Below are 24003 nucleotides of genomic sequence, written 5' to 3'. Positions count from 1 at the left end.
CGGTAATATCAAATCCGGTTGCATCGGAATGATTGGCCTTTCTTGGTAATTGGTAATTGCTAATTGCTAATTGCTAATTGCCCCTACAGGTCGTAATTCCGATGCCACCGGCAACGATATCATTTTTGTTTTTAAACTAGCTTAATTTCTTCTTAAACTATCCTTAAATAAAATGCGGCATTTCAAATATAAACTTGGATTTTGGATTCAGGGAATGATACGAATTTCCTCCTTATTCCTCCCTTGATAGAGAAGCAGTGACTAATTTTTCTGATGATAAATGGCAACAAATTAAAGTGCTTGCAGCAAGACTTCAAGCAATTAAAACTATGCTTGAAGTCTTTAACGAGCCAATTGAAAATCGACCTTTCGCTCACGAATTTAATCCTATCAAAGAACAGTTAGAAGCTGATTTTGAACAAACTTTGTCTGCTTTATTAGAGCTAATTGAAGACGAAGATGGTTAAATTAGCTTACCGAAAGTGCAGCCACTTCTTTGTATAAATTACTGCCAAGTGAGGCCGAAATATTACCAAAGCGCGACTTGGGTAGCAAGCCGCGATCGCTATTGGCGATATGTTCCGAAACCACAGGCATTTCTTGCCAGCATCTGGGGCAAAACCAGTATACACCACTTCGTCGAGCGTGCCGGAGTAGTTGATTAGAGCAACAAGGACAAGTATTCATGGCAACCTCTCGTGGAATCGAAGAGTCTAAAGCTTGATTGTGAGAATACGATAAAATTATGAAGAAGATGTGAGGTTAAAATTAACTTATTGTGAACAATCGTAGTAAAACTTAAAACTATAATGAGTAAATTTTGATACATAGTTATGAAATAGCTTCTTGGCTATAAATGCTCGCAACGACAGTAAAATGTGGCTGGTTGGCTGAAAAAATGTATGGGTGGAAGTGTCGTAAGTTACGGCAGTTTTAATTCGGAGGGAGCGCGTATTGTAACAACAAAAACAATTCTGAACTGAAAAGAAGGGGCAATTAACCCCTTGAAAATAACACTAAACAAAGGTAATAGGCGGGGTTATCAAATAGGAGCAGCAGATAGTCTATGTTGGAATTCAATAGTTTTATTTCAGAGGAATTGGCGTTGGCGCCGGAACATCCCTTAGAGCAGAACTTGGAGCGTCCCCTGCCAGATATCAGAGTAGCATCGCCGGAAGAAATTAGGGGGATACAGCGGCGCTCACGCATTCCCGGTATCGTCAGGCGGTTGATTCCGCTCAATTCTACTACGGTTTGGGAGTACTGGTGGTGCGTACCGGGACGGATGCTGTTACCGGAAGATGTGGAAATTATACGATGCGATCGCCAACGAGTCGAAACCATCCTCGCCAAACTAATTTGGTTGTTGGGAGGACACTGTTTTGGGGAAAACTCTTGTTTGTACGGGGATACCGAGTCGGTTCATGATTGGCAGCAGGTAATGGAATTTGCCCGAAATATGGGGATGAGTACTGAGGTGATGGATATTGATTTTATGCCGACAGCGATCGCGCAAGTAAACTTATCCCATCCCTACGACCAATTACCAGTACCAATAGCAGAAGGAAAAACCCCAAACTATGTAGTAGTTGAACCCGGTCATTGGCACATCGAATTTTTCCCATTACAACCCATAGAGGGAGGGTTTGAACTTGTGGAACAAAAACCGATGTGCAGTTGCCAAATTTGGACGGGAAAACCGTTTATCAAAAACCTGGAAACAGGAGAAACCACAACCCGCTACGACTTAGGACTTGGCACCCCGTTGGATATTACCAGTCATCCTTGGTTAAGTTTGAGGCAGGAAGATGTTGAGATTAAGATACCTCTTGGGGTAGGTGAAAGCGATTAGACAATAGACCTCTGGCAAAAGTCCTTTTCAGAAGATGGCAAGGGCGGGCGAGACGCCCACCCCACAAATTCACTCACATTCTTCTGGCAAGGGCGGGCAATACTACCCACCCCACAAATCGACCAACATTTCTTATGGAGTGGGCGGGCAATACTACCCACCCCACAAATCGACCAACATTTCTTATGGAGTGGGCGGGCAATACTACCCACCCCACAAATCGACCAACATTTCTTATGGAGTGGGCGGGCAATACATTTCTTGTGGGGTGGGCGTCTCGCCCGCCTCAAATATTTTTGCAATAGATCTAATGATGTAGCTAAGCAAGAAACCCGGTTTCTGACAGTTCTAAGACAGAGGGGAACTTTCCTGAATCAATATTCGCCTGATTATTTATCCAACTTTGGCAGAAAAAGTTTTATATTTGAGCAATGAAAAAGCAATTACTCAATCCCAGGGGCATCGTGCTTGCGGCTATTATCACTTTAGCGGCGCTGGGCTCGATTGCAGGGTTATCGATGACAAAACCAATGCCAGCATCTGCTGATGTTACGAATACCACTTTGGTTAAGCAGGCAAGTACTATGAATGAAAAGCTAGTTGCAGCGAATACTAAGTTTGGCTTTAAACTGTTTTCGGAAATTTTCCAGCAAAACAGCAGCCAGAACATTTTTGTTTCGCCTACCAGCGTTGCGATCGCTCTCGCCATGACCTACAACGGCGCCAACGGTTCTACCCAGCAAGCAATAGCTCAAACTTTAGAATTCCAAGGCATGAGTTTGGATGAAATTAACCAAGCACAGCTCGCTTTAAGCCAAATTTTAACCAATCCAGACCCCAAAGTTCAGCTAACTATTGCCAATTCCCTCTGGGCGCGAGAAGGAATCAACTTTAAGCCAGATTTCCTCCAAAGAAACAAAGATTTCTACAAAGCACAAATTACCAATCTAAATTTCAACAAGCCCAATGCGGTATCGACAATCAACAATTGGGTAAACCAGAATACCAAGGGCAAAATTCCTACCATTATCGACCGAATTAGTCCCAATGCAGTGCTTTATCTGATCAACGCAATTTACTTTAAAGGCAGTTGGACTGATGAATTCCCCAAAAACGCCACTAAAGAACGTCCTTTTACCTTGCTCAACGGAACGCGCAAACAGCACCCGTTAATGTCCCAGTTTGGCAGATTTCGCTATTACGAAAATGAATCGTTTCAGGCAATTAGTCTGCCCTACGGATCGCGGCGGATGAGCATGTATGTTTTTCTACCCAAACCTAACGTGACGCTGCAATCTTTTTACAGCAACCTGACACTAGAAAACTGGGAACAATGGATTAAACAATTTAGGAATAGAGAAGGTTCGATTGTTTTACCCCGCTTTAAATTAGAGTATGACATTAGTCTGAAACAAACTTTGGCAGCATTGGGGATGGGTATCGCGTTTCAAGACCGAGCTAATTTTACCGGGATGACCTCGACTCCTGTCAATATTAATGAGGTCAAACACAAAACATTTGTCGAGATAAATGAAGAAGGAACCGAAGCCGCAGCGGTGACTTCTGTTGAAATTAGGACAACATCTGCAATGCCGGTAGATGAACCATTTAACATGGTTGTAGATCGTCCGTTCTTTGTGGCAATTCGAGATAATCAAACGGGTACTTTGTTATTTATGGGTTCGATTGTAGAACCGCAGCAATAACATCAGAAACCCGGTTTTTCTAATAATACCTTCGCCAATTTTCTGAAGCGCCCACAAGAAGAAAGCATGTGGCTACACAAACAAAGCCTGCCTCCGCAGGCTAGAATTCCTACAGGCTGCGGAGGCAGCCTTTGTTTGTATAGCGACACCCTTAAGGGTGTCGGATTTTGGCGAAGGTATTGTTAAATAGCCTATTTTTTCCAAGGTAATTTTGTTCCCATTTCGGTTATGGCAGAAAAGATTAGATACAGAATCAGTAAACCTACACCCGCGATAAATGCTAGTAAATCGTTATCCATTTTGAGCGATTAACACTATTCAAGCTATCGTTCAATTTTAAATAAAAATAGGGCGGGCTTTCCGGCCCACCCCACAATAATTTCAGTTATTTGTTGCGATTAAATGGCGTTGGGTGCATCTCTGGGATGAACTTGAAACCATTCAACGGATGATAAACGACTAACTATCTTGGCGATACATTGCTTCAACCGAGAGTAAAATTTTGCTACGGCTGGAGCTAATATCGATGGTTCTTCTTCCGTGAGTTCGTTTGAGTTTGTGCTTTCGTTGTCTGATGACTCGGTTGGCGGTTCGACTTCCGCTGCTGTTGCTTCAGTAATATCCCGGTCATCATCAGTACTTTCCGATACTTCTGTTCTCGGGTGTGAATCAGCGATCGCCCCGTTCGTAGTAGGCGCTTTAGCGCCCCCGTCTTCTTCACCGTTCGTAGTAGGCGCTAAAGCGCCCCCAGTTTCGGCTGCTGTCGATTCGGGAGAAGCTAATACAGCTTCTTCCCCAGCATCCGGATCTGCAAGCGTTGAGGAAGCGTCTATCTCTTCTGCCTTTGTTGGCGGTGGTGGTGTTGGTATAAATGGTGCCATTAAACTTGGCACGGCGACCTCGCCAGCGGCTTGAATTAAATTTGCCCCGCGGGCAACTGCACCCTTAGTATCTTTGGAAGCACCTGCGGCGTAAGTCAAGGTGACAGAAGCAGCTTTGCGGTTGATTCTCAAACTCGTAACCCAAGGATCTTCTTGTGCTAACAGTTCGAGGCGACGCGCATACTCGGAATCCGTAGCAACTCGATCTACCTGGAAGCGCAACCTTCCGGGAATGGCGTGGGCGAGGCGGTAAGCGATCGCATTTCCCAAATGTCCATCATTATCGAATTGTAGCGGTTGAGATGCTGGGATTATCTCTGGCTGAATCGAGGCAGGTTCATCCCCATTTTGATTAACCTTATTTTCAGATTGGGAAACTTTTACTTTTGATTTTGCTTGAGTTTCCCCAACTGCCAAAGGCATGATAATATCTCTTTCCACCTGCTGCATCAGCTTGCGGGTGAAACTTGCCGCTATCACGTAAACAGGAATTGTCCACAAACCCTGTAATTTCAGCGCCCGGACTATCAGCAATCCCGCCACAATCGGGATAATTGTAGTCAGTTGCTCTTGCCAAAAATCACCAGACTGCAAGAATGAAAAATCTTGTTTCGGTTGCTGGGAAGGTAGCGCAGCACTTGCCAAAACACCCCATTGTTGAAGTCGTTCCAACAAACGGGATAAAGACAGCGTCGAGGGATCGAAATTAACCGTCAGACTGCCAGTTTTTGCATTGGCGCTGACATTGCGGATACCTTCTTGCTGCTGCAATCGTTGCGCCAGGGCATCCAATTGGTCAGACAATAAATATGCATCTGTTTTACTGCCGCCTGTAACGCCAAGACGCACCCGCCCCGGCATTGCATGTAATACTTTTAAACCAGATTTTAGAGCCATTTTACTCATTCTCCCTGCGCGGTTGCGGCTCGCTGGTATAGTGGAGTTTGATAAAGCTATCAAAAGAATACCATGCTAAAACGTACCAAGGAATAATCTCTAATTGCAGACCTCTAACCAGTAACTGTCGTATCGACAGCGCCCCCAGTGCCAGGGGCATTAATATCCGCAGATCCACCACACCATTTGTTCCTTTTCTCACTCGCCGATTCAGGTCATAAACAGCAGACGTAATATTCGATGCTACCTCGGATCTGCCGCCAGCGATATCGGCGAAAATTACGCCTAAATCTCGCAACATAGCGTAAACATCTTCACCGCTAACATGCTCAGGCGCGTGCATAATAGTAATGCTGCCGGTTTGGGGATTTGTCCTCACATCATAAATCCCCAGTTGAGACTTTAACGCTTGAGTAATCGGTTCCAGCGCCTTAGAATTGCGGTATTGATGAGCTACTTTAAACCGCATCCGCCCAGGGGTAGAACTGACCATGCGGCTTTCAATTGGTGTCGCTCTCTTTACTAAAGCTGTTGCATTCATTGCTCTTGATTCTCTCTGCCTACTATCTAACTTCAAACTTTAGATTGAACTAATTTTAAATCTTAATTCTTAAATCCCTAACCATTGAAATCAACTCTTTTTTTCTCTTCTTCCCTCTTCTCTCTGCGTACTCTGTGCCTCTGTGGTTCATTAAAAAATCTTTTCGGTATAGGGGCAAGGCATCAACAACTTTCCCCTGCCCTACCCCTAGTAACCTTACGTATTCGGCGCTTCAGGATGAGAATTTGTTTCCAGTACCTTTTGCTCGTCCAGCGCCAGTTCAGACTTAGCTTCGGCTATGATATCGCCGAAAACTTCCCCAGCTTCAGCAAAAGCGCCTTTGCTTTTTTCGTAGGCGACAATTCCGCCTTTAATAATTGTTTTGGCAATTGGTTTGCCAATTTTAGCGACTGCTGGAATCAGTAATGGGGCTAAAAAGATCGCTCCCACGCCCGCAACGATACCGGGGGTCCCCATATCTTCGACTAATTCAATTGGTTTAAATGCCATTGTGTTTCTCCTTACAGTTACAAATCTTTCAAGGGTTCAGTGGTGTAGGGGCGGGTTTTACCTACTATTGATGCAATTATCCACAATTTATTTAAACCCGCCCTCCGTCAGTCGTCAGACAAGCGACGACTTTGGCTTTTTTTTCCCGTTCATCAGCGGGCGCAAACCGTTCACCCCAGCGACGACGCTGGTTCCATTATTCACGATAGTTGCCGCTAAGGGGCTAATCCCAACCGCTGCTGCGGCGATGAGGGCAACCAGGTTTGGTGCAATCACGATGCTAGTATTTTGATGGATCAATCGCATCGCTTGTTTAGCGATCGCAACAGCTTCCACCAAACCCCGCAGATCGTTACTCATCAACACCACATCGGCGGTTTCCCGCGCTACATCCGATCCATCAGCAAAGGAAACCGAAGCATCGGCATAAGCTAAGGCGGCGGAGTCGTTAATCCCATCGCCGACAAAGGCAACTGTTCTGCCTGCTGCGTGCAACTGTTTAATTACAGCTGCTTTATCTTCTGGAAATGCCTCGGCGTGGGTTTGCGCTGGCGGGATACCCAATTGGGCAGCTACGGCGTTGGCGCGTTGGCGACTATCCCCGGTGAGCATGTGTATTTCCATACCTGCTGCCGTTGCTAGCGCCCGAATCACTTCCGGGGTTTCTTTCCGTAGGGGATCTGTATATTCCACAATCCCCAAACATTCGCCGTTGCTGGCGACGAAGATCGACGATACCCCGTTGGTTTTGATTTCTGGATGCTCTGCGTACAGAGGTTCCGTACTCACACGGTCAAGGCGCAGGAAGCGATCGCTGCCTACCAACACGACCTGCCCGTCTATTTCTGCCCTGACGCCCAGACCCACTTGATACTCCCACTCGCCGCGAGTCAGGTTATTAACGCCTTTATCTTCAGCGTAGCGCACAATTGCCGATGCAACCGGGTGAGTTAAACGTTTTTCAGCAGCTGCGGCGAGTTCTAACAACCGCATTTCTGGATTTGCCCAATCTTTCAGCGCCGAAGATACAGTTCTCACCCCAATAACTGCCACATCCCCTTGAGTCAGAGTGCCTGTTTTATCGAACACAACCGCATCGACTTTAGCTAACTGTTCTAAAGCACGTCCGCTGCGGATTAAAATCCCCCGTCGCGCGGCATAACTCAGCGCTGCCAAAACAGTTGTGGGAACTGAAACCCTTATCCCCGTTGCAAAGTCGAGGGTGAGAACTGAAGCTGCCCGCGCCAAGTTGCGAGTTCCAGCAAACACAATCCCGCCTAATAATAATGTCGGAATTACCGCTTGGTTGGCAACTTTCGCCGCGTAATTTTCAATCTTGGTATCGTGAATCGGTGCTTCTTGCATTAACCGGATGCTTTGTCCCGCCCTAGTATCTGCACCGACTCGTTCTGCCAGAATATAAATTTGCCCTTCCCGCACCAAGGTTGAAGCATAAACTTCTTCCCCAGTTTCTCGCATTACCGGCATCGACTCGCCGGTGAGCTTTTGCTGGTCAATTAATGCTTTCCCTTGGATAATGTGACCGTCCACGGGAATTTGTTCGCCGGGGTAAACAATAACCGTATCGCCCCGCACCACTTCTTTGATGGAAATTTCTTGTTTTTTCCCGTCTCGTTCCACCCAGACAAATTGTCCCAAAGAGTCGAGTAAATCGAGGGTTTGTTTCTTAGAAGCTCGCGCCGTCCGCTCTCGAATTGCTTCGCCAAATTCGACTAAACTCAACATCAGCGCCGGGGTAATAAAGTGACCTTGGCAAGTGGTAATCACAATTGCCGATAAGTCTAAAAAGTCGATATTTAATCGCCGTTCTTGGGTGATGCTTTCCCAGGCGCGTTTTGCCACTGGCAATGCAGTAATTGCAATTGTCCCGGCGATAATTGCAGCTGGAATTGGTAAACCCAACGGCCCGCCCAGGAGTGCTAAAGTTGAAGCGATCGCTGGTAATTTCATCCCCGCCCAGCAGCTGCTCTCCTCTGACGGTTCCGCTTTTGCCTGTTGAACAGGAGTATGTTCCGATACAATTGCTGTCTTCGCTAACTCGATCAACCTTTGTAGTTGACTTCCCATTTCTCCATCCGAAACTCCTTTGTTTTCGTATGTGAATGCCACCGAAGCCGCCGCGCGGTTTATCCGTATCGTTTTTATTCGAGTATCTAATGCGACTAAACTTTCCAACCGTTGGGCATAATCTGCATCGTAACCGAGTCGAGGGACTCGAAACCGCACCCGTCCCTTGACTGCATGGGTAACGCTACACGCTATTTCTTGCTTAGCAAGGGCGTAAGTTTTCCCCTTACCATGCCCATTTTTGTGACCGTTAGCCAAGCCATTTCCGTTCGCCGAATGTAGGGCAACTGGTGGCGGATGCAGTGTCATGACCTGTGAAGTTTCTTCCATTTTTCCCTCAAATTAAAACGTGAAGTTTGCGAAGTTTAACGATCCGGGAAGCTTTCGCCCCGCCATAAAGCGGTTTTCCAGCTTGACTTTTGAGCAAACAGCAACTTGATGGAATTTCAGCTTTTCGTACCTCCAACGAACAAGCCAGAATAATCAACTTAGCAATCGGCTCAAGTAAATTTTTTTCTGAACTTTGTCTGTCATCAGATATTACCAAACCCGGCAATATTTCCCCCTCATTCTTCTTCAGCCCGCGCCGGCGGGCTTCGCCTGTATAGCCCCACCCTTCAGGGTGAGGGCAGCGATCGCCGCCATTCTCCAGCCCGCGCCGGCGGGCTTCGCCTGTGTAGCCCCACCCTTCAGGGTGACCGTGGCTTTGGTATGAGACAGAGAAAATCTCCCCATCTCTCCATTGCAAAGTTTCTCCTTTCCGCCGTTGAGTCAGCCAATCTTTCTCAATATATTTCCCAGCAGACTGAATCAAACTCACAAGATCGGATATTTCCAATGGGGGGGATTGATAATCGAACGCCACCGATGCTGCGTTGCGGTTAATCCGCACGCCGGTAATGTTGCTGTCAGATTCAGCCAACATTTGCAAGCGATGGGCATATTCTGCATCGTGGACAAGCCTTGATACCCGAAACCGAACTCGTCCGGGAATTGCATGGACAACGCTGTAGGCTACTTGCTCGCTAGGAGAAAAGAACAGCGGTGCAACTTGGCGTTTAGTCCCCGCCTCTGGCTTTAGTGTCTTGCTCCAAGCACGCCACAACCATAAAAGCGCTTGCCAAAGCGAATCCAGAATTGGTTGTGTCTGTTTCGTCGATTTAATCTTCGCTCTTAGCATAGCTTGGCCTCCCATGCAAGACGCTGACTCAAGCTTGTCAGTAAACGTGCGCCATGAAGTTCAAAATTAAATTGAGCGCTGGCGGCTTCAGCCCAGTTAAATAGGTAATTTTTGGGGGGTTATGGGGCAGGTGGGCAAGTGGGCGGATGGGAGGAGATTTTGCCTTTACACGCGCCTGAAGGCTTTGGCTGTTGGTATTTTCTGCCACAGCAGGTGTCGCAGTATAAGAAGTCGGCTTAAACGCTTCCCCCGCACGCTGAATTAACTCGACCAAACGAGAACGGATTTCAGTTTCCGCAACCGCTTTGGCATCGTAGGTGAAAGTCACCGAAGCCGCCGCTCGATTCACGCGCACGCTGGTAATATTGCTATCAGCTGCGGCAAGTTTTTCCAGTCGGCTAGCATAAATACCGTCCTGAAATAGCCGCGACACCTGAAACCGTATCCGTCCCCGCACCGCATGAACAACGCTGAAAGCAATCTTTTGCTTGACCAGCGAAATCGTCCCCGCGTCCCCGCGTCCCCGCGTCCCCGCGTCCTCCTCTTTCTCCCCTTCCTCAAACTGTTCGATCAACTGACGAGTTGTACCCGCAGCCAGCAGGTAAACTGGAATCGCTGGTAAGCCGCCAATTCCCAAACCGCCAGTAATCAGCGCCCCGGCAATTAAAGGGATGACCGACTCCAGCTGAGTCGAATCCAGCCAAAACCCATTTGTCCCATCTTCTTCATCTGGAAATTCTGTCGCTGCTGCAACGCCGCATTTTTTCAGCACTGCAAACATCTGCGAATAAGACAGCGTATTTTCATCAAACGTAACGACCAAGCTGCCAGTTTGTATATTCGCGTTGACGTTGCAGACGCCCTCTTCTTGTCGCAGTCGTTGTGCAAAGTCTTCCAGTCGATTTTCCCAATAATCAGCCAAGAGCAAACTGCTGCCAGATGCACGCAGTCGCACTCGACCAGGCATAGCATGTACAACTTCTAGCCCACTCTCAGCGGACTGTACAGTGTTCCCAGTCATTTTTTGTTTTTCTCCTAATGATTCAGTTCTGGTATCGCGGGTCGATGGTTTCTCAACGGCACTCTTGCCGCTGTTTTCAACATCTCAAACCAACGACCCCACTCCTAATACGGATGAAGCGGTAGTGCCAGAACTGTGTCTTAGAAGTTTTGGTGAATGGCACCAGCACAGCATTTTGTGACATTAGCGTTGCCCCCCCTTGGTTCCCAACCAGTACTACAAGTTGAAAGCAGCGTCCCATGCTTGGTTGCCGTCTCTATGAGCAATCTCTAACTTATGGTGTAGAAGACATCCTCTGATGACAGCGTTTTTCCCCTCTAATGGCTGAGCTTGCCGATTGCGCGTCCTGGGGCGGCTTTTGGCGGCCTTGGGACTTGCCCTCGTACAGCCGGAGGTTAACAGCAGGTTAAGCTCCTCTTTACGTAAGCTTAAATATAACACCAATTTTCTTAATGCGTATATTTTGCTGGGAAGATTTATTTTAATTTGCAATTGTATAGCGTAGCACAGCAGAGCCTGAAACAATTGTGGCTGTAGGCGATCGCACGCCAACAAAGTGCTGTTTTAGCTATAACAATAGGCGTAAGCTATGGGATATTTCAAAAAAACTTAATATAGGGGCGGGTGGGAGAGCGTGAGCGAGACTGGCTACGCATATCGCATCATAATTATTTATTGAACCAACCCGAAATCCCATATTTTGGTTAACAGTTAGATAAATGGCAGTTTATCAAGTCCGTCTCCTAAATCCTGCAATCGGTTTAGACCGTACAATTGCAGTACCAGACGATCAATATATTCTCGATATGGCAGAAGCAGCTGGTATTCGCTTGCCATCCGGGTGCAAAATCGGCGAGTGTTCCGCCTGTGTCGCCAAGTTAGTCAGTGGCGAGGTAGATCAAAGCGAGCAAAAATTTCTTCGTCCTGAAGAAATTGAAGCCGGGTACACGATTACCTGCGTGGCTTACCCTTTATCCGATTGCACGCTATATACCCATCAAGAAAAAATTCTGTATCAATCGTCACTTTATTATAAAAAATAGGGAGAGGGAAACAGGATTGTCATGCTGCCAAAATCTAAAATCTGAAATTAGCAATGAACGAGGATAAAACCGCAGTATTAGAAGCGAATAAAGCTTTTTATCGAGCTTTTGAACGAAAAGATATCGAAGCGATGAGCAGCGTTTGGTCGCAAGGAGTGGCGACGATTTGCGTTCATCCTGGATGGCAAGCGCTCAAAGGTTGGAAAGACATTCGCTATTCTTGGGAGCAGATATTTAAGAATACAAATTACATCGAAGTTGAACTAGAAATAGTCGTCGCCGAAGTCAGGGGCGATATTGCTTACGTTGTCCTGGTTGAAAATGTCTTTCAAGTTATCAACGGTAGGAGAATGCAAGCGCAGTCCCTAGCAACAAATATCTTTGAGCGCATGGCGCAGAAGTGGTATTTAATCAATCATCACGCCAGTCCCGTGATGCGATCTTGAGGCAGAAACCCCTGGGGAGGCTCTGCCTCGTCTGGCGACTGGTGCAAGATCTGAGTTAAAATTTACTGGAAAAACCGATCTAGATCGGCAAACAAACCCGCGTAAGTAACTACGGGATTGTTGTAGCCTTTGAGATTAACGGTATATTGCTGAAAAATAGATTCAAGGTTGTTTAACATCGATAAATATTTGTAAGTGCTTTCGGCTAAAGCTAAGTCGCGCCCAACATCTTGAGTAGCAGAACCAAGAAGAGAAGCCGCATTAAAGGTAGATTCTAAAGATAAGTAGTAGAGGCGTTCGCCAATCCTCATATTATCAACGAGTCCATACCCCGTATTAATTCCTGCCCCGATGCTTAACCGGAAAGGTAAGGACTCTCGATTTAACTGGATTGTACGTTTGTTGATGGCGCTGATGGCTTGAAAAACCTGGAGAATATCTACATTATTGAACCCATGATAGCGATGAAACCAGATAGCTTTGATAACTCCGACATTGCCGCCGACATTTTTGTCTACTAAGCCACCCAAGGAGGTAATAATATTCGTAATCTCTCGATACCAAGTGTCGAGGGAGGAGGCGAGGATTTGTTTGTCTATTTGCTGAGTTAATAACTTTAAATTGCGAATATCGATAACCATTACCGAGGCTAGACGCCAAACGAACCGCGTCCCGATTTGGGTATTGCTGGTATCCTGTGTTGATGTTCCATCTAGCACGAGGTTTGTACTGAGGCAGCAGAAGGCTAGATTAGTATTGCCAAATTTTATCCGATCGCCATGGCGTAACCTGAGAGGAACAATAACCCTACACCCATTGACAAACGAACCATTTCTACTAATTAAATCGAGCAGATAAAATCCGCCCTCCTCGTTACACTGTAATACTGCATGATGGCGGGAGATTAACCGATCTGGCAAGACCAAATTGTTATCCCCACTCCGCCCAATAGACCAGCTAGTACCGCCCACCAAGGGTAGGCAGCAATAACCGTTTGAGATTTGGATTACCAAAAATGGTTGGTTGAATAATTCCGGAGGTAGCACGCTGTAACGGGCAGGTAAAGTTATCTCTAATTTAGGAGAGTTTTAGCGGTTTGTTGGCGTGGAGATGCACTGATTGGATAGGGGGAAACTAGGGAGACTTGGCTACTTTAACAACCAATCCGTAATTTGCCCAGATTATAGCTTAGGCTGCCAAGTCATTGTCTGGCAAGGCTTTAATGATTTGTTAAACTATATAAGCGTGAGAAAAGTCAATCAACCCAAGAGCAAGGACGCCCACCGATGACGCTCTCTACTTATTCGAGTACTCTCCTTCTGTCTCAGCAACTGCCGACGCTGCAATATAGCCCTACACCCGCGCGCTTCGATCAAACTTGGGAAGCTCCCTTAGCTACCCTGCTGGGATTGGGACGTGCCGCAGGTGCAGACTTGATCGAATTTTTCTTAGAGCGCGTCAACTACATCAGCTGCCTCGCAGAAGACGACGCCATTACCAGCATCGCACCCCGCCTTACCACGGGCGCAGGAGTGCGCGTGTTTCGCTCCCAAGCTGATTGCTACGTCAGCACCAACGATTTATCATTCTCTGGATTAAAATCAGCGTTAGAAAAAGGTCTTTCGATTCTGGGATTGCAACTCCCGGCACCCAATGCCTATATTCCGGAAATAAACTTGGAACTCCTGCGAGACTACGCTACAAAAAAAGGAAAAGATACTTGGCTGGCCTCATGCAGTTCGATGCGGGAAATGGGAGAAATTCTGCTCGCTGCGAATGACAAGCTAAAGCAAAAAGCCTCCCACGTGCAATCCAGACGCGCCACCTATTTTAGAGATTGGCAAGAAGTGTTAGTTGCCGCCAGCGACGGGACTTTTGCCCGCGATATCCGTCTGACACAATCGGTAGGATATAACTTGTTGTGCGCCGACGGGGCAAATCGTTCCTCAATCAACGAACGTGCTGGTACTACTAGCGATGCTAATTTCTTGAGAAATTGGAATTACGAGGGCGCGGCGGAACAAGTAGCAGAATCAGCTGGAAAAATGCTCTACGCCGATTACGTGGAATCGGGAACTTACCCGATTATCATGGCGAATAACTTTGGCGGGGTAATTTTCCACGAAGCTTGCGGACACTTGTTAGAAACAACTCAAATTGAACGCAAGACGACTCCCTTTGCCGATAAAAAAGGCGAAAAGATTGCCCACGAAAGTTTAACCGCTTGGGACGAAGGACGCTCGGAAAACGCTTTCGGCACCGTCGATATGGACGATGAAGGAATGCCGACTCAACGCACTTTATTGATTGAAAAAGGCGTCCTGAAAAACTTCTTAGCAGACCGAGCAGGTTCGTTGCGTACCGGACATCCCAGAACAGGTAGCGGACGCCGGCAAAATTATACCTTTGCTGCTGCGTCGCGGATGCGAAATACTTACATCGCTCCCGGAGATTATGCCCTAGAAGATTTATTCGCTTCTGTGGATAAAGGGATTTACTGCAAAAAGATGGGCGGCGGTAGCGTCGGTGCTACGGGGCAATTTAACTTCGGAGTCGATGAAGCTTATCTGATTGAAAATGGCAAAATTACCAAGCCGTTAAAAGGAGCCACTCTCATCGGCGAAGCAAGCGAAATCATGAACAAGATTTCGATGTGTTCCCAAGATTTATCCCTCGCCCCCGGTTTCTGCGGCTCGGTCAGCGGTAATATTTACACAACTGTTGGACAACCGCATATTAAGGTGGATTCAATTACCGTAGGTGGACGGTAATAGGTAATGGGTAATAGGTAAGAGGTAAGAGGTAAGAGGTATTTTATGATCAATTACAAATTACCAATTACCAATGATCAATGAGCAATGAGCAATTAGCAAAATCTATGTCGAGTATCAACGAAATTGCATCTTACGCCAAGGAAAAAGCCGCGCAACTCGGTATCAAGAAATTCGATATCTATGGATCGAGTGTCGATGAAACTAGCGTGCAAGTAGATCGGGGAGAACCGAAGCAGGTTAAGGCATCCCAGCGTTCAGGGGTGACAGTTCGAGTTTGGAATGAAAATAATACTGTAGGCATTACCAGCACGACAGATGTAGATGCCAATGGACTGGAATTAGCTTTAAAAACTGCCTACGAGGCAAGTTTTTTTGGTGCGAAGGAACACGTACCAGATTTTAGTCCGGAAGCTTTTGCTCCCGTGGCAGATATACCCAATGAGAAAGCAACGCAAGCACCAGTTTCTAACTTAATCGAAAGCTTGATAGCGGTTGAGAAGCAACTCATGGAAGCGCATCCGGCGATTAAAGGCGTGCCTTATAACGGACTGTCGCAACGAGATATTGACAAGTTTTATCTCAATAGCGAAGGCGCGCTGCGAAACGAATCTCGCTCCTATGCTTCGATCTATCTTTACAGCAAAACAGAGGAAGAAGGAAGAAAACCTCGCAGTGCTGGTGCGGTTAGAATTAACCGCAGCGTCGATATTTTAGATATTGATGGATGCCTGAAGGAAGCGGCAGAGAAAACTATCTCTCATTTGAATTATGAAAAAGTCAAGTCGGGTAAGTATTGCGTGGTTTTCTCGCCGGAAGCGTTTTTAGATTTGTTGGGTGCTTTTTCTAATCTGTTCAACGCGCAAAGTATTCTGGATAAGCAAAGTCTTTCGACTCCGGAATCTTTGGGAGGGCAAATTGCTTCGCCGCTGCTTTCTGTGTGCGATGATGCTTTGCATTCTGGGAATATTTCGGCAGAAACGTTTGATGGGGAAGGGACGCCAACTCGCCGAGTTTATCTGGTGGAAAATGGGATTTTAACGGGTTTTCTCCACAGTTCTGGGACGGCGAAACGGTTGAATGCTCAGCCAACCGGACATGCTAATATGGGAGCTAAAGTGACAGTTGGATCGCACTTTTATCACGCCTTCCCAGGCGATCCGGCGGAACGGGAGTACAGTCTTGATACTGCTGAAAATATTATTTATGTCGATGACTTGCAAGCACTCCATGCCGGGGTGAAAGCGTTGCAAGGTTCGTTTTCTTTACCGTTTGATGGGTGGATGGTGAGTAACGGTAAGTGGACGAGTATTGATTCGGCGACGGTGGCGGGAGACTTTTTGCAAGTCCTGAAGTCGATTGTTTTTGTGGAGAAGGAGGAGAAGGTGACTCCAGGGGGTGTGTGTCCGCGAATTTGGGTTGATGGGTTGTCGATTACTGGGGATTGATCCTTAAATGGGAAACCGGGTTTGTTATGTTTCTAAACAAACCCGGTTTCGGCGATTCAAGGTAGTCGAGTTAACCATCTTATGCTGTTTCTAACCAATCAAATATCAGGTCTAGCTGGGACAAGGTGATCAGTCCGTACTGCCACAGAATAATCGGTAAGGTACTGGTAGAATTTTCACTTTGTCGCATAGCTAGGGATATAGATGTATTGGGGACAGCTAAGTCTTCTTGTAAAAAGTTTATTAATCTGGTCATTTTAATGGTTTCCATTGTTTTATTGGGTCGTTAGTTGGCCCCTCCATAATCGTTATTATTGAGTCTGAGCTAAAATGCTGGTTTTGGAGGCGATCGCATCATGTTTTGGATGTGATCTCGATCGCTAGTTTTGACGCTCCTATCGCTTTACGGATATGGCAGCATATAATGCCACCTCTCTGGGAATCTTTAATCCGGGTGATTACCGTTGTTCCGGATTCATTAGCAGAAAAATTAACCAGCTGTTACAGGGGGTGTTACCCCCCGCCGATAGATCTCGCGCGCATAGTCAGTCCAAATTCCTTGTCCCCAGTAACGAAAACAACTGGTTTGCAGCAAAAGATTGTAAAGCAGTGCTTCGCGAGAGCGAGTATTCCGTGTTTCGTGGAATAAAGCGCTGAGTTTATTGATCGGAGTTAAAACATTTTCATACCCTTCGATCCAACTCAAGTGATTTGTCCAAGAAGCCCCATCCATGTGAAAATTAGGATGGGTTTGTTTTAATTGCTCAATCGCATTCTCCACCGCATCGGGGGTACAGTTTTCTTGGGAAACTCGCTGCCAAATTAGGTGTTGCTGGATTGGTTGACAGGCGGGATAATCATCCCCGTCGCAACCCGCCGCTTCGATTAGTTCTAGATATTCGGTTCCCGTCATTCCTACAACGCCTTTGGTTCCCGCGCCTTGTGCCATTTCGTCCCAAGCTTGTTTAAAGGCGTTGGGAAATTCGTTCATCATCACCCCGCCATTTTCCCCATCGCCAATTTGGGTAACGAGTGGCGGAACTAATACGTTACCCAATAGTTTGGGAGCATAATTTTTGGCTTCGTAGTAAGGTTGCATTTGTCCGACTAATTTTGTATCGGAACCTTGGGTTTTAATTAGTGCTGTAATACTCAGGGTTTCGCCGTGGGAGTTGCGCGCAATTAAACGATGGGGTAAATATTTTTCAGATAAAGGTAAGCCTTCAATGGTTTCGACTGAGTGTTCTTGCACCATTACCCAGCGATAACCGCATTCCTTGAGTGCTTTCACAAAAGCGAATAAGGTATCGGGATGATTGGGAAGGTGCATTTCTGGGGGAGAAAACCCTTTGACTCGCGCCAATGCTTCCCAACCAAATATTGCCGCAAAATGATGTTGCCATGCTTGGATGTGCAGTTTGATATCGGGGATGGGAGTGGAAGGGACGACGGCGTGACTCCACATCGTACCCAGCCATTCTACATAAGGTTGGTAGGCAGGGTCGCATGTAATGCGCTTGAGGTTTTCTAGGATATCCCCGCGTCCCATTTGTCTAAGTCCCCACAAAAGATTGCCGGAATAGTCCAGCATGATGCGCGGGTTGCATCCTTGCGCTACTAATTCGGGGATAAAGTCTGCCATGCGACTATAACACCAAGCGAATGCACCGGCGTTGTGGTTGTCTCCTTCCTGGGGATGTTCAAACATGTATTGCAGGTTGCCAATCAATTCGCCATTTTGTCCGGCGGGGATGGTAGGCTGGTGCATGTGCAGCGTGATGGCAAATGCTGCCTGTATTTCGCTTAATCTCAGATTCGTTCTAGGTAAAAATACTGGAGCGTTTTGTTGCACAACGGATTGCACTTCCTCTTCCCATCCGGAAATATTAGGCAGTCCATCAATAATTTCTGGTAAAACAGGCAACATTGGTTTATTAGATGATGAGAAATTTTCCATTATTGTTCAGGGTCAATAAGATTTTTTTAACGAACCGCTTCCCACCCAGAGGGAAGAAGAGATTTTAAAATTGGTTAGAGCGCCTTCCTTATTCTATAGTCCTCGCCAGCCGACTTTGTATGTCTAGACTCACCCTTAAGGGTTAGGTTTAACTGGTTTTGAGCGGTAAGCGATCGCTTTTTCAAACTACCTGAAATTTACACCATTGTACATCCTCCACTTGGATCGTCCGATTGGTTGATAGGCGAACGGTTCTTAATATTTGTTTATCAAGTTTTATCAATTTATATTAATTGCGGTGAATTGAGGGCAATTAATTTTTCTCCTTTGCTCCTGAAGTTCCTTTGGATTACTTTACTGCCGCTTCCAGCATTTTAATAGTACCGGCAGTGGCATCAATTTCAACCTCCACGCCAATTGGCAGGGTAAATTTATCCGGAATATGACCGATCGCCGCACCGTACCAGGCAGGAATACCTAATGGCGAGATGCGATCTTGCAAGACTTGCATTAGGGTGAGAGATTTATCCGGTTCTTCTGGATCGCATTGTCGGCAATTTCCAAACACAAAACCGGATATTTGCGACAATATACCTGCCAACTCTAACTGAGTCAGCATCCGGTCTACCCGGTAAACTTCTTCTCTAATATCTTCTAAGAATAAGATGTTATGTTGCCATTTTGGCAGGTAAGTAGATCCGACCATTGCCGCTAAGACGGATAAATTCCCCCCGACTAATTTTCCCCTTGCTGTTCCGCCTCTAATCGTTTCCACCCGCAGATCGGTGTTAGTGGGATTTTGCATTGTTACCACTTCGCCGTTGAATAAAATTCGCCGCAGGTAATCTAGGGAAAATTCATTCCAAGTGGAAGTGCCGGTGATTCCGTGAAAAGTAATTACATTAGTTTTGGTATAAATTGCTAATAGTAAAGCGGTGATATCGCTTAACCCCATGATAATTTTGGGATGATTGCGGATGAGTTTGTAATTTAATAATGGTAATATGCGATTGCATCCCCAACCGCCTCGCACTGCTAGAATCGCTTGCACTGATTTATCGGCAAACATAGAGTTGACATCGGCGGCGCGATCGCTATCTTTTCCTGCTAGATAACCATAACGATCTAGCAGGTGGTTTCCTAATTTTACTTTTAATTCTAAGGTTGCCAATTTTTGGATTATTGGTTCGATACTTTCTGGTTCTACAATACCCGCAGGGGCAATTAATCCTATCGTATCCCCTGGTTTTATCCGGGGTGGTTTTATGCAGTTACGAGATGCAAATGCGCTCGATATGGGTAACTGGGAGGTTACTGCTGCTACTCCCAATGTTTTGATAAATTTACGGCGTTTAATCGTCAATAGTTTTAAATTTTGGTGTTTATGAGCGAGCTTCAACTTAGCCTTGAAATAAATTTCAAGGCTAAGAGACTAGGCGATAGCTAACTGAGATTCAGCCACATCAACATCGGGTAAATCTGTCGGTGCGCCTTCTTGTACCATTGAGGGGATTTTTCCACCTTTTTGGAACAAATTGCTAGCCATCGCTATCAAAGCGTTAACTTTGCGCTGTCGCCATTCTGCGACAATTTCTGCCGCAGCAATATCCGAAAGACGCCGCTGAAGTCCTTCGTGAACTACCTACACCAACCTTAACAGGTATGGTGTAGGCTTCCATTTTCACAGGGGATCGCCTCTGCAATCGTAGATTTTTTACGTCCAGATCGCTTTGGTCTTACATCCCCTCCAATGGCAGGAGCGCTGGTTCCCAACGCCAAAATCCGCAAACCTTCATTTCTGATATTGATCGCGGCATTGATGTCACGATCGTGCTGTTTTCCGCAGTGAGGGCAGTCTACAGAGCGAATGTTTAAGCTATCTATCCCGTTCTGAAGCATCGGAATCGGGAGCAACGTTTCTGAACACAATTGCGACGATGGAAAGAACCGATTGATCTCCACGTATTGATGTCCATAACGAGAGGCTTTGTACTTCAACATCGTCAAAAACATTCCCCAGCTTTGATCGCCGATCGCTTTGGCTAGATTCGGATTTTTGACCATGTTCTTGACTGCTAGATCTTCCACCACAATCACTTGGTTTTCGTAGGCTATTTTGCGGGATAGCTTGTGGAGGAAATCTTCGCGGATTCTCGCGATCTTGGCACACACTTTCGCAACAAGGCGCTTTGCTTTATTCCGGTTACTTTGACCTTTCTTTCGAGCCAGCTTTCGTTGTTTACGTTTCTGGTTGCGTTCCAGTTTTTTCAATTTGCGCTGGGTGCGTTTGGATTGGTTATGCGTTTCACCGTCACTGGTCACTGCAAAATCTTTCAGTCCCAGATCCACCCCGATAGCCGCGTTTTTAGCTTCGACTTTTTGAGAGCCAGTCTCGAACAAAATCGATGCAAAGTACTTGCCATCAGTGGTTTTAGAGACAGTGACACACCCTTGTTTACCTGTTGGTAGAACACGATGGAACACAGCTTTGATCGCACCCAATGTACCAGGGAATTTAATTGCGTTTTCACTCACTTTCAGTTTGACATTCTGAGGATAAGCCACCGACTGTTTCGCAAATTTGTTCTTGAACGTCGGATACTTAGCTCTACCCTCGAAAAAGTTTTGAAACGCAGTGGAGAGATTGAAGGTGACACGTTGCAACGATTGAGAATAAGCCAGTTCCAACCATTCAAACTCATGCTTCAACTGGGGGAGCAATTTATCCATCGCAGCTTTCGACAGACCTTTCCCTGTTTCTTTGTAGGTATTCGTCGTGAGATGGAGCATATAGTTGTATAACCAACGACAATTACCGAAGGCTTGAGCTAAGTATTGTTCTTGCTCAAGTGTGGGATAGATTCTGACTTTAACTGCGTGATACATCGGTGACTAACTCTACCGTGTTTATAGGTTTATGGTAACACACATCACGACAGTGTGTATCAATTAATCATAAAGATATGTAGGAGATTGTTTGGTTCGTCGTGATTCCCTTCCCTCGCTTACAGCATTGGTCAGGGAATCCTCCTCACCAAACACGCATTCATCTCACACGCTCATCGGAGATTACATTGAGCCACTCTCCGCTCTAAAGAGACGGAGAATCAGGCCAGGAATTAAAGTTAGCTTTTCGCTCATTAATAGCTATCTGGCTAACTGTTTCTGGCTTCATGCAGAACTGCTCCGAGGGTGAATGACTCAGCCTACTATAGGCGCGCGCCTAATTGTTCGCAGTTTATTTGAAATTCCTTCCATGCCTGCATTAAGATTGGCTCCGACCTTTCCCACTCACTTTGAGCGAGGTGCAATAGAAGGTTATCTTCGTCATTATTGATGAATCTACTCAGGTATGCACTAAAAAGATCGCGGTGCATCACAACTCCTGTTAGGTCATAGTGAACGCGCTCTGACAGTTTCTTCTTAATCCGCTCACCAGTCAAATGGGTTTGTGATAGTGCAGTACATGAAGTAGAAAATTTGATGAATTGCCCGCCAGCACTTACAGCAAGAGCGCGCTAATTCAGATTGCACAAAACCGGGAGATTTAGCATAAATGGCCTTACCATATCGCTTCTGCCATGCCTTCACCGATACATTTTCGGTTTTAATATGCTTACCATGCCTCAAAATCTCGTTGACGATCTTCCGGTTTTGGGACTTAGCATAAGCGCTTTTACGCCGTTCTAAATCTCGCTTTTTGCGAGCCAACTTTTGATCTGTCTTGGACTTTTTCCATTGGCGCTTACCCGATTTTACCTTACCTTTCTTGACAACAATTTTACGCCCTACCTGAGCGGAAAAATCAGCCTCGTAGTTTTCTTGATTGTTGGATCTTTGAGATCGCTGCATCTGACGCTGTAAGGCTTTGATTTCAGTTTCATATTTAGGTACTTGCGAAGCGAAAGCTAGCAGTCCGGCTTTGTTGTCACCGACAAAAGCAATGTTGGAGATATTAATATCTAGCCCAATGATTCCATCGGAAACATAGTTTTTCTCTTTTTGGTAGGGATGCCCCTCGTTAATTAATTGGACATACCAGCGCTGCTTACCATTGAGTTCTCGCCACAGTAGGCGAACGTATTTAACTGGACTGTTTAAGCCATGTTGGATGACGGGGTTTTGATAATCAATGTCAGGAGTAATGGTTAATTTACCCCAAACTACCTTGTTGTTTTTCCACCTAATTCCTTGCTTGTTGGTTTTGCCTTCAACGCTTCTAAATCTAGAGGGAGCTTTATAGCGAACCTTTTTGGATCGCCCAAACATGACTTTTTCACTGGCTCTAAAAGCGCGAGTGGCTAAAACTTGCTGGGTATTTGAATCAAGCAGTTGGGCTATCCATTTTGAGCAATTGCTGACAATGGTTGCGTATGCTTGGATGTCGTAATCAGAGTATCTGTACGATTTTCTGGCAGCGCTGAATGCGTCAGATCTCTTTTTCTTAATTTCTTTATTTATCTGTTTGGCTTGTTGAAAGACTTCTGAGTTTCTCACCAGATTCATTCTTGCCATTGCTTCGCTTAGGCAAGCATTGTACAGTTGCCTTGCCGCTTGAAAGCGAGACAGTAGTTCTTTCTGTTGCTTGCTATCTACAATTAATGGAATCTCTGTGATAAATGATGAACTCTTGCTTTTAGCCAATTACTGTCACCTTTTGCTAAATCAACTTTGATTATAATCCACTGGCTTTGACCTGGATAATAACATTAATTAATCTTAACTAATATTGACAGCAGATAAATCTGCTCGTGTCGCGTTTGGGCCCCGCAATAAATTGACGGGGCTACCACGCTCCCGCAATCTTTAGGTGTGAGATGAATGCTGCTCAAGGTAAAGATACGCAGCGTGACGAGTTTCATCCTTAGCGATACTCAAAATACCCTGTTTGAGGTTTTTGCTGTTCGGATCGTCTTCAGGTAACACCTTCGCCATGCGGGCAAAATCTTTGACCGCATCGAGTTCTAAAATGTACGTGCTGGCTAAAAAGACTATCCAGTCTATGTTTTGCGGTTTTAAGCTTTCCTGGGAGTAGCCGTCAAAGTAAGCTGCAAAGAAGGGACGGCGATCGCGTTCGCTTGGTTTCCCTTCCTTGGTATTTTCCGATACCTGCTTGAAATTGAGCGCGCGCTTGTTCAACCGCTTGAGTCCCTAGGCGAAAATTAACCTGTGACGCTTCTCGTCGGCTGCGTGGCGCGTGAGTCGATCTGCAAGCCAGGTATCGCCTTCGTTTGCGGCTCTATCTCTGAGTGCTTCCAGGAAAGGAACCGCACCCGATTCGGCTAGTTGGTAACCCGCTAATATGTTAGGCCGGGTTAGGGGGTCGCGTAATTGCCGAGCCAATATGTATGCATTAACACCAGAGCCAAGAAGGTGGAGAGAATAAGTTAGCAAGTTCATGAGCGATCGGCTTTCACTTGGTTAGCTGGTTGCCATTGTAGATCGATATTAGGGAATTTTAGATTTTAGATTTGAGATTTTAGATTTGACAGCGATCGCGCAGGAAAAATCCTTGGGAGAGGAAGCTCGAAATCGACGAAGAAAGGGGGTTTCTGGCAACGCCCTTGCGTAATATGATGTCCGCCTAATTACCCTGAATAAAAATCTCGACCCGTCACCATGTCACCGCGTCATTCTTAAATATGAGTGATTAACCGGACAT

The 24003-nt window shown here is 46.0% G+C and carries 22 protein-coding genes; 7 read left to right on the top strand and 15 right to left on the bottom strand.

Annotated elements, in window-relative coordinates:
• Window positions 1-257 precede the first annotated feature (257 nt).
• Complete coding sequence (locus tag ACE1CM_RS02815; RefSeq protein ID WP_374875884.1) at window positions 258-467, top strand: hypothetical protein; 210 nt, start codon at window positions 258-260, stop codon at window positions 465-467.
• Window position 468: 1 nt separating this feature from the next.
• On the opposite strand, the gene ACE1CM_RS02810 is transcribed toward ACE1CM_RS02815, so the two are convergent.
• Window positions 469-687, bottom strand: a complete 219-nt coding sequence (locus tag ACE1CM_RS02810; RefSeq protein WP_374875883.1) for a hypothetical protein — start codon at window positions 685-687, stop codon at window positions 469-471.
• A gap of 379 nt (window positions 688-1066) precedes the next feature.
• Between ACE1CM_RS02810 and ACE1CM_RS02805 the strand changes: the two genes are divergently transcribed.
• Together ACE1CM_RS02805 and ACE1CM_RS02800 are read left to right on the top strand one after the other, a co-directional pair.
• Complete coding sequence (locus ACE1CM_RS02805; RefSeq protein ID WP_374875882.1) at window positions 1067-1852, top strand: hypothetical protein; 786 nt, start codon at window positions 1067-1069, stop codon at window positions 1850-1852.
• Window positions 1853-2283: 431 nt separating this feature from the next.
• On the top strand, window positions 2284-3558 hold the full coding sequence (locus ACE1CM_RS02800; protein ID WP_374875881.1) for a serpin family protein: 1275 nt from the start codon (window positions 2284-2286) through the stop codon (window positions 3556-3558).
• A gap of 398 nt (window positions 3559-3956) precedes the next feature.
• Here ACE1CM_RS02800 and ACE1CM_RS02795 read toward each other — a convergent pair whose 3' ends face one another.
• The 6 genes from ACE1CM_RS02795 to ACE1CM_RS02770 form a co-directional block, all read right to left on the bottom strand.
• Window positions 3957-5336 (bottom strand): hypothetical protein, encoded by a 1380-nt coding sequence (locus ACE1CM_RS02795; RefSeq protein WP_374875880.1) that lies wholly within the window; start codon window positions 5334-5336, stop codon window positions 3957-3959.
• A 1-nt stretch (window position 5337) separates the two neighbouring features.
• Window positions 5338-5877, bottom strand: a complete 540-nt coding sequence (locus tag ACE1CM_RS02790; protein WP_374875879.1) for an HMA2 domain-containing protein — start codon at window positions 5875-5877, stop codon at window positions 5338-5340.
• Window positions 5878-6093: 216 nt separating this feature from the next.
• Window positions 6094-6387 carry a DUF5132 domain-containing protein gene (locus ACE1CM_RS02785; protein ID WP_374875878.1) on the bottom strand — a complete coding sequence of 98 codons (294 nt, stop codon included), beginning with the start codon at window positions 6385-6387 and terminating at the stop codon, window positions 6094-6096.
• Between the two features lie 114 nt (window positions 6388-6501).
• Entirely contained in the window at window positions 6502-8805 is a 2304-nt protein-coding gene (locus ACE1CM_RS02780; RefSeq protein ID WP_374875877.1) for a heavy metal translocating P-type ATPase, read from the bottom strand.
• Between the two features lie 7 nt (window positions 8806-8812).
• Window positions 8813-9655 carry a hypothetical protein gene (locus tag ACE1CM_RS02775; protein ID WP_374875876.1) on the bottom strand — a complete coding sequence of 281 codons (843 nt, stop codon included), beginning with the start codon at window positions 9653-9655 and terminating at the stop codon, window positions 8813-8815.
• A 37-nt stretch (window positions 9656-9692) separates the two neighbouring features.
• Window positions 9693-10676, bottom strand: a complete 984-nt coding sequence (locus tag ACE1CM_RS02770; protein WP_374875875.1) for an HMA2 domain-containing protein — start codon at window positions 10674-10676, stop codon at window positions 9693-9695.
• Window positions 10677-11395: 719 nt separating this feature from the next.
• On the opposite strand from ACE1CM_RS02770, the gene ACE1CM_RS02765 reads away from it, so the two are divergent.
• On the top strand, window positions 11396-11719 hold the full coding sequence (locus tag ACE1CM_RS02765) for a 2Fe-2S iron-sulfur cluster-binding protein (protein WP_374875874.1): 324 nt from the start codon (window positions 11396-11398) through the stop codon (window positions 11717-11719).
• A gap of 53 nt (window positions 11720-11772) precedes the next feature.
• Window positions 11773-12165, top strand: a complete 393-nt coding sequence (locus ACE1CM_RS02760) for a nuclear transport factor 2 family protein (RefSeq protein WP_374875873.1) — start codon at window positions 11773-11775, stop codon at window positions 12163-12165.
• Between the two features lie 62 nt (window positions 12166-12227).
• Here ACE1CM_RS02760 and ACE1CM_RS02755 read toward each other — a convergent pair whose 3' ends face one another.
• Entirely contained in the window at window positions 12228-13178 is a 951-nt protein-coding gene (locus ACE1CM_RS02755) for an FHA domain-containing protein (RefSeq protein ID WP_374875872.1), read from the bottom strand.
• A 273-nt stretch (window positions 13179-13451) separates the two neighbouring features.
• Between ACE1CM_RS02755 and ACE1CM_RS02750 the strand changes: the two genes are divergently transcribed.
• A complete protein-coding gene (locus tag ACE1CM_RS02750; protein WP_374875871.1) occupies window positions 13452-14936 on the top strand; it encodes a TldD/PmbA family protein in 1485 nt (494 codons plus the stop codon).
• Between the two features lie 107 nt (window positions 14937-15043).
• Entirely contained in the window at window positions 15044-16384 is a 1341-nt protein-coding gene (locus ACE1CM_RS02745) for a TldD/PmbA family protein (RefSeq protein WP_374875958.1), read from the top strand.
• 79 nt (window positions 16385-16463) lie between these two features.
• On the opposite strand, the gene ACE1CM_RS02740 is transcribed toward ACE1CM_RS02745, so the two are convergent.
• From ACE1CM_RS02740 to ACE1CM_RS02710, 7 genes are all read right to left on the bottom strand, one after another.
• Window positions 16464-16640, bottom strand: a complete 177-nt coding sequence (locus ACE1CM_RS02740; RefSeq protein WP_307731467.1) for a DUF2949 domain-containing protein — start codon at window positions 16638-16640, stop codon at window positions 16464-16466.
• 234 nt (window positions 16641-16874) lie between these two features.
• Window positions 16875-18311: a glycosyl hydrolase family 57 gene (locus ACE1CM_RS02735; protein WP_374875870.1), complete on the bottom strand. Its 1437-nt coding sequence runs from the start codon at window positions 18309-18311 to the stop codon at window positions 16875-16877.
• 379 nt (window positions 18312-18690) lie between these two features.
• Window positions 18691-19704, bottom strand: a complete 1014-nt coding sequence (locus ACE1CM_RS02730; RefSeq protein ID WP_374875869.1) for an LD-carboxypeptidase — start codon at window positions 19702-19704, stop codon at window positions 18691-18693.
• 290 nt (window positions 19705-19994) lie between these two features.
• Window positions 19995-21227 carry an RNA-guided endonuclease InsQ/TnpB family protein gene (locus ACE1CM_RS02725; RefSeq protein WP_374875868.1) on the bottom strand — a complete coding sequence of 411 codons (1233 nt, stop codon included), beginning with the start codon at window positions 21225-21227 and terminating at the stop codon, window positions 19995-19997.
• 546 nt (window positions 21228-21773) lie between these two features.
• Window positions 21774-22985, bottom strand: coding sequence for an RNA-guided endonuclease TnpB family protein (locus ACE1CM_RS02720; RefSeq protein WP_374875867.1), 1212 nt, complete (start codon window positions 22983-22985; stop codon window positions 21774-21776).
• A gap of 162 nt (window positions 22986-23147) precedes the next feature.
• On the bottom strand, window positions 23148-23480 hold the full coding sequence (locus ACE1CM_RS02715) for a hypothetical protein (protein ID WP_374875866.1): 333 nt from the start codon (window positions 23478-23480) through the stop codon (window positions 23148-23150).
• Between the two features lie 12 nt (window positions 23481-23492).
• Window positions 23493-23741 carry a hypothetical protein gene (locus ACE1CM_RS02710; RefSeq protein ID WP_374875865.1) on the bottom strand — a complete coding sequence of 83 codons (249 nt, stop codon included), beginning with the start codon at window positions 23739-23741 and terminating at the stop codon, window positions 23493-23495.
• Window positions 23742-24003: the final 262 nt, after the last annotated feature.

This window comes from Microseira sp. BLCC-F43 (assembly GCF_041929235.1).
Classification (GTDB): domain Bacteria; phylum Cyanobacteriota; class Cyanobacteriia; order Cyanobacteriales; family Aerosakkonemataceae; genus Microseira.
Note: the sequence above shows the minus strand (reverse complement) of the source record. Positions and strands in the feature narration are given on the sequence as shown.

Bases quoted from the DNA above. Each gene is read 5' to 3' on its own strand.
- ACE1CM_RS02810 (WP_374875883.1), bottom strand. From the start codon at position 687: ATGAATACTTGTCCTTGTTGCTCTAATCAACTACTCCGGCACGCTCGA.
- ACE1CM_RS02805 (WP_374875882.1), top strand. From the start codon at position 1,067: ATGTTGGAATTCAATAGTTTTATTTCAGAGGAATTGGCGTTGGCGCCG.
- ACE1CM_RS02800 (WP_374875881.1), top strand. From the start codon at position 2,284: ATGAAAAAGCAATTACTCAATCCCAGGGGCATCGTGCTTGCGGCTATT.
- ACE1CM_RS02795 (WP_374875880.1), bottom strand. From the start codon at position 5,336: ATGGCTCTAAAATCTGGTTTAAAAGTATTACATGCAATGCCGGGGCGG.
- ACE1CM_RS02790 (WP_374875879.1), bottom strand. From the start codon at position 5,877: ATGAATGCAACAGCTTTAGTAAAGAGAGCGACACCAATTGAAAGCCGC.
- ACE1CM_RS02785 (WP_374875878.1), bottom strand. From the start codon at position 6,387: ATGGCATTTAAACCAATTGAATTAGTCGAAGATATGGGGACCCCCGGT.
- ACE1CM_RS02780 (WP_374875877.1), bottom strand. From the start codon at position 8,805: ATGGAAGAAACTTCACAGGTCATGACACTGCATCCGCCACCAGTTGCC.
- ACE1CM_RS02775 (WP_374875876.1), bottom strand. From the start codon at position 9,655: ATGCTAAGAGCGAAGATTAAATCGACGAAACAGACACAACCAATTCTG.
- ACE1CM_RS02770 (WP_374875875.1), bottom strand. From the start codon at position 10,676: ATGACTGGGAACACTGTACAGTCCGCTGAGAGTGGGCTAGAAGTTGTA.
- ACE1CM_RS02765 (WP_374875874.1), top strand. From the start codon at position 11,396: ATGGCAGTTTATCAAGTCCGTCTCCTAAATCCTGCAATCGGTTTAGAC.
- ACE1CM_RS02760 (WP_374875873.1), top strand. From the start codon at position 11,773: ATGAACGAGGATAAAACCGCAGTATTAGAAGCGAATAAAGCTTTTTAT.
- ACE1CM_RS02750 (WP_374875871.1), top strand. From the start codon at position 13,452: ATGACGCTCTCTACTTATTCGAGTACTCTCCTTCTGTCTCAGCAACTG.
- ACE1CM_RS02745 (WP_374875958.1), top strand. From the start codon at position 15,044: ATGTCGAGTATCAACGAAATTGCATCTTACGCCAAGGAAAAAGCCGCG.
- ACE1CM_RS02740 (WP_307731467.1), bottom strand. From the start codon at position 16,640: ATGACCAGATTAATAAACTTTTTACAAGAAGACTTAGCTGTCCCCAAT.
- ACE1CM_RS02735 (WP_374875870.1), bottom strand. From the start codon at position 18,311: ATGTTGCCTGTTTTACCAGAAATTATTGATGGACTGCCTAATATTTCC.
- ACE1CM_RS02725 (WP_374875868.1), bottom strand. From the start codon at position 21,227: ATGTATCACGCAGTTAAAGTCAGAATCTATCCCACACTTGAGCAAGAA.
- ACE1CM_RS02710 (WP_374875865.1), bottom strand. From the start codon at position 23,741: ATGAACTTGCTAACTTATTCTCTCCACCTTCTTGGCTCTGGTGTTAAT.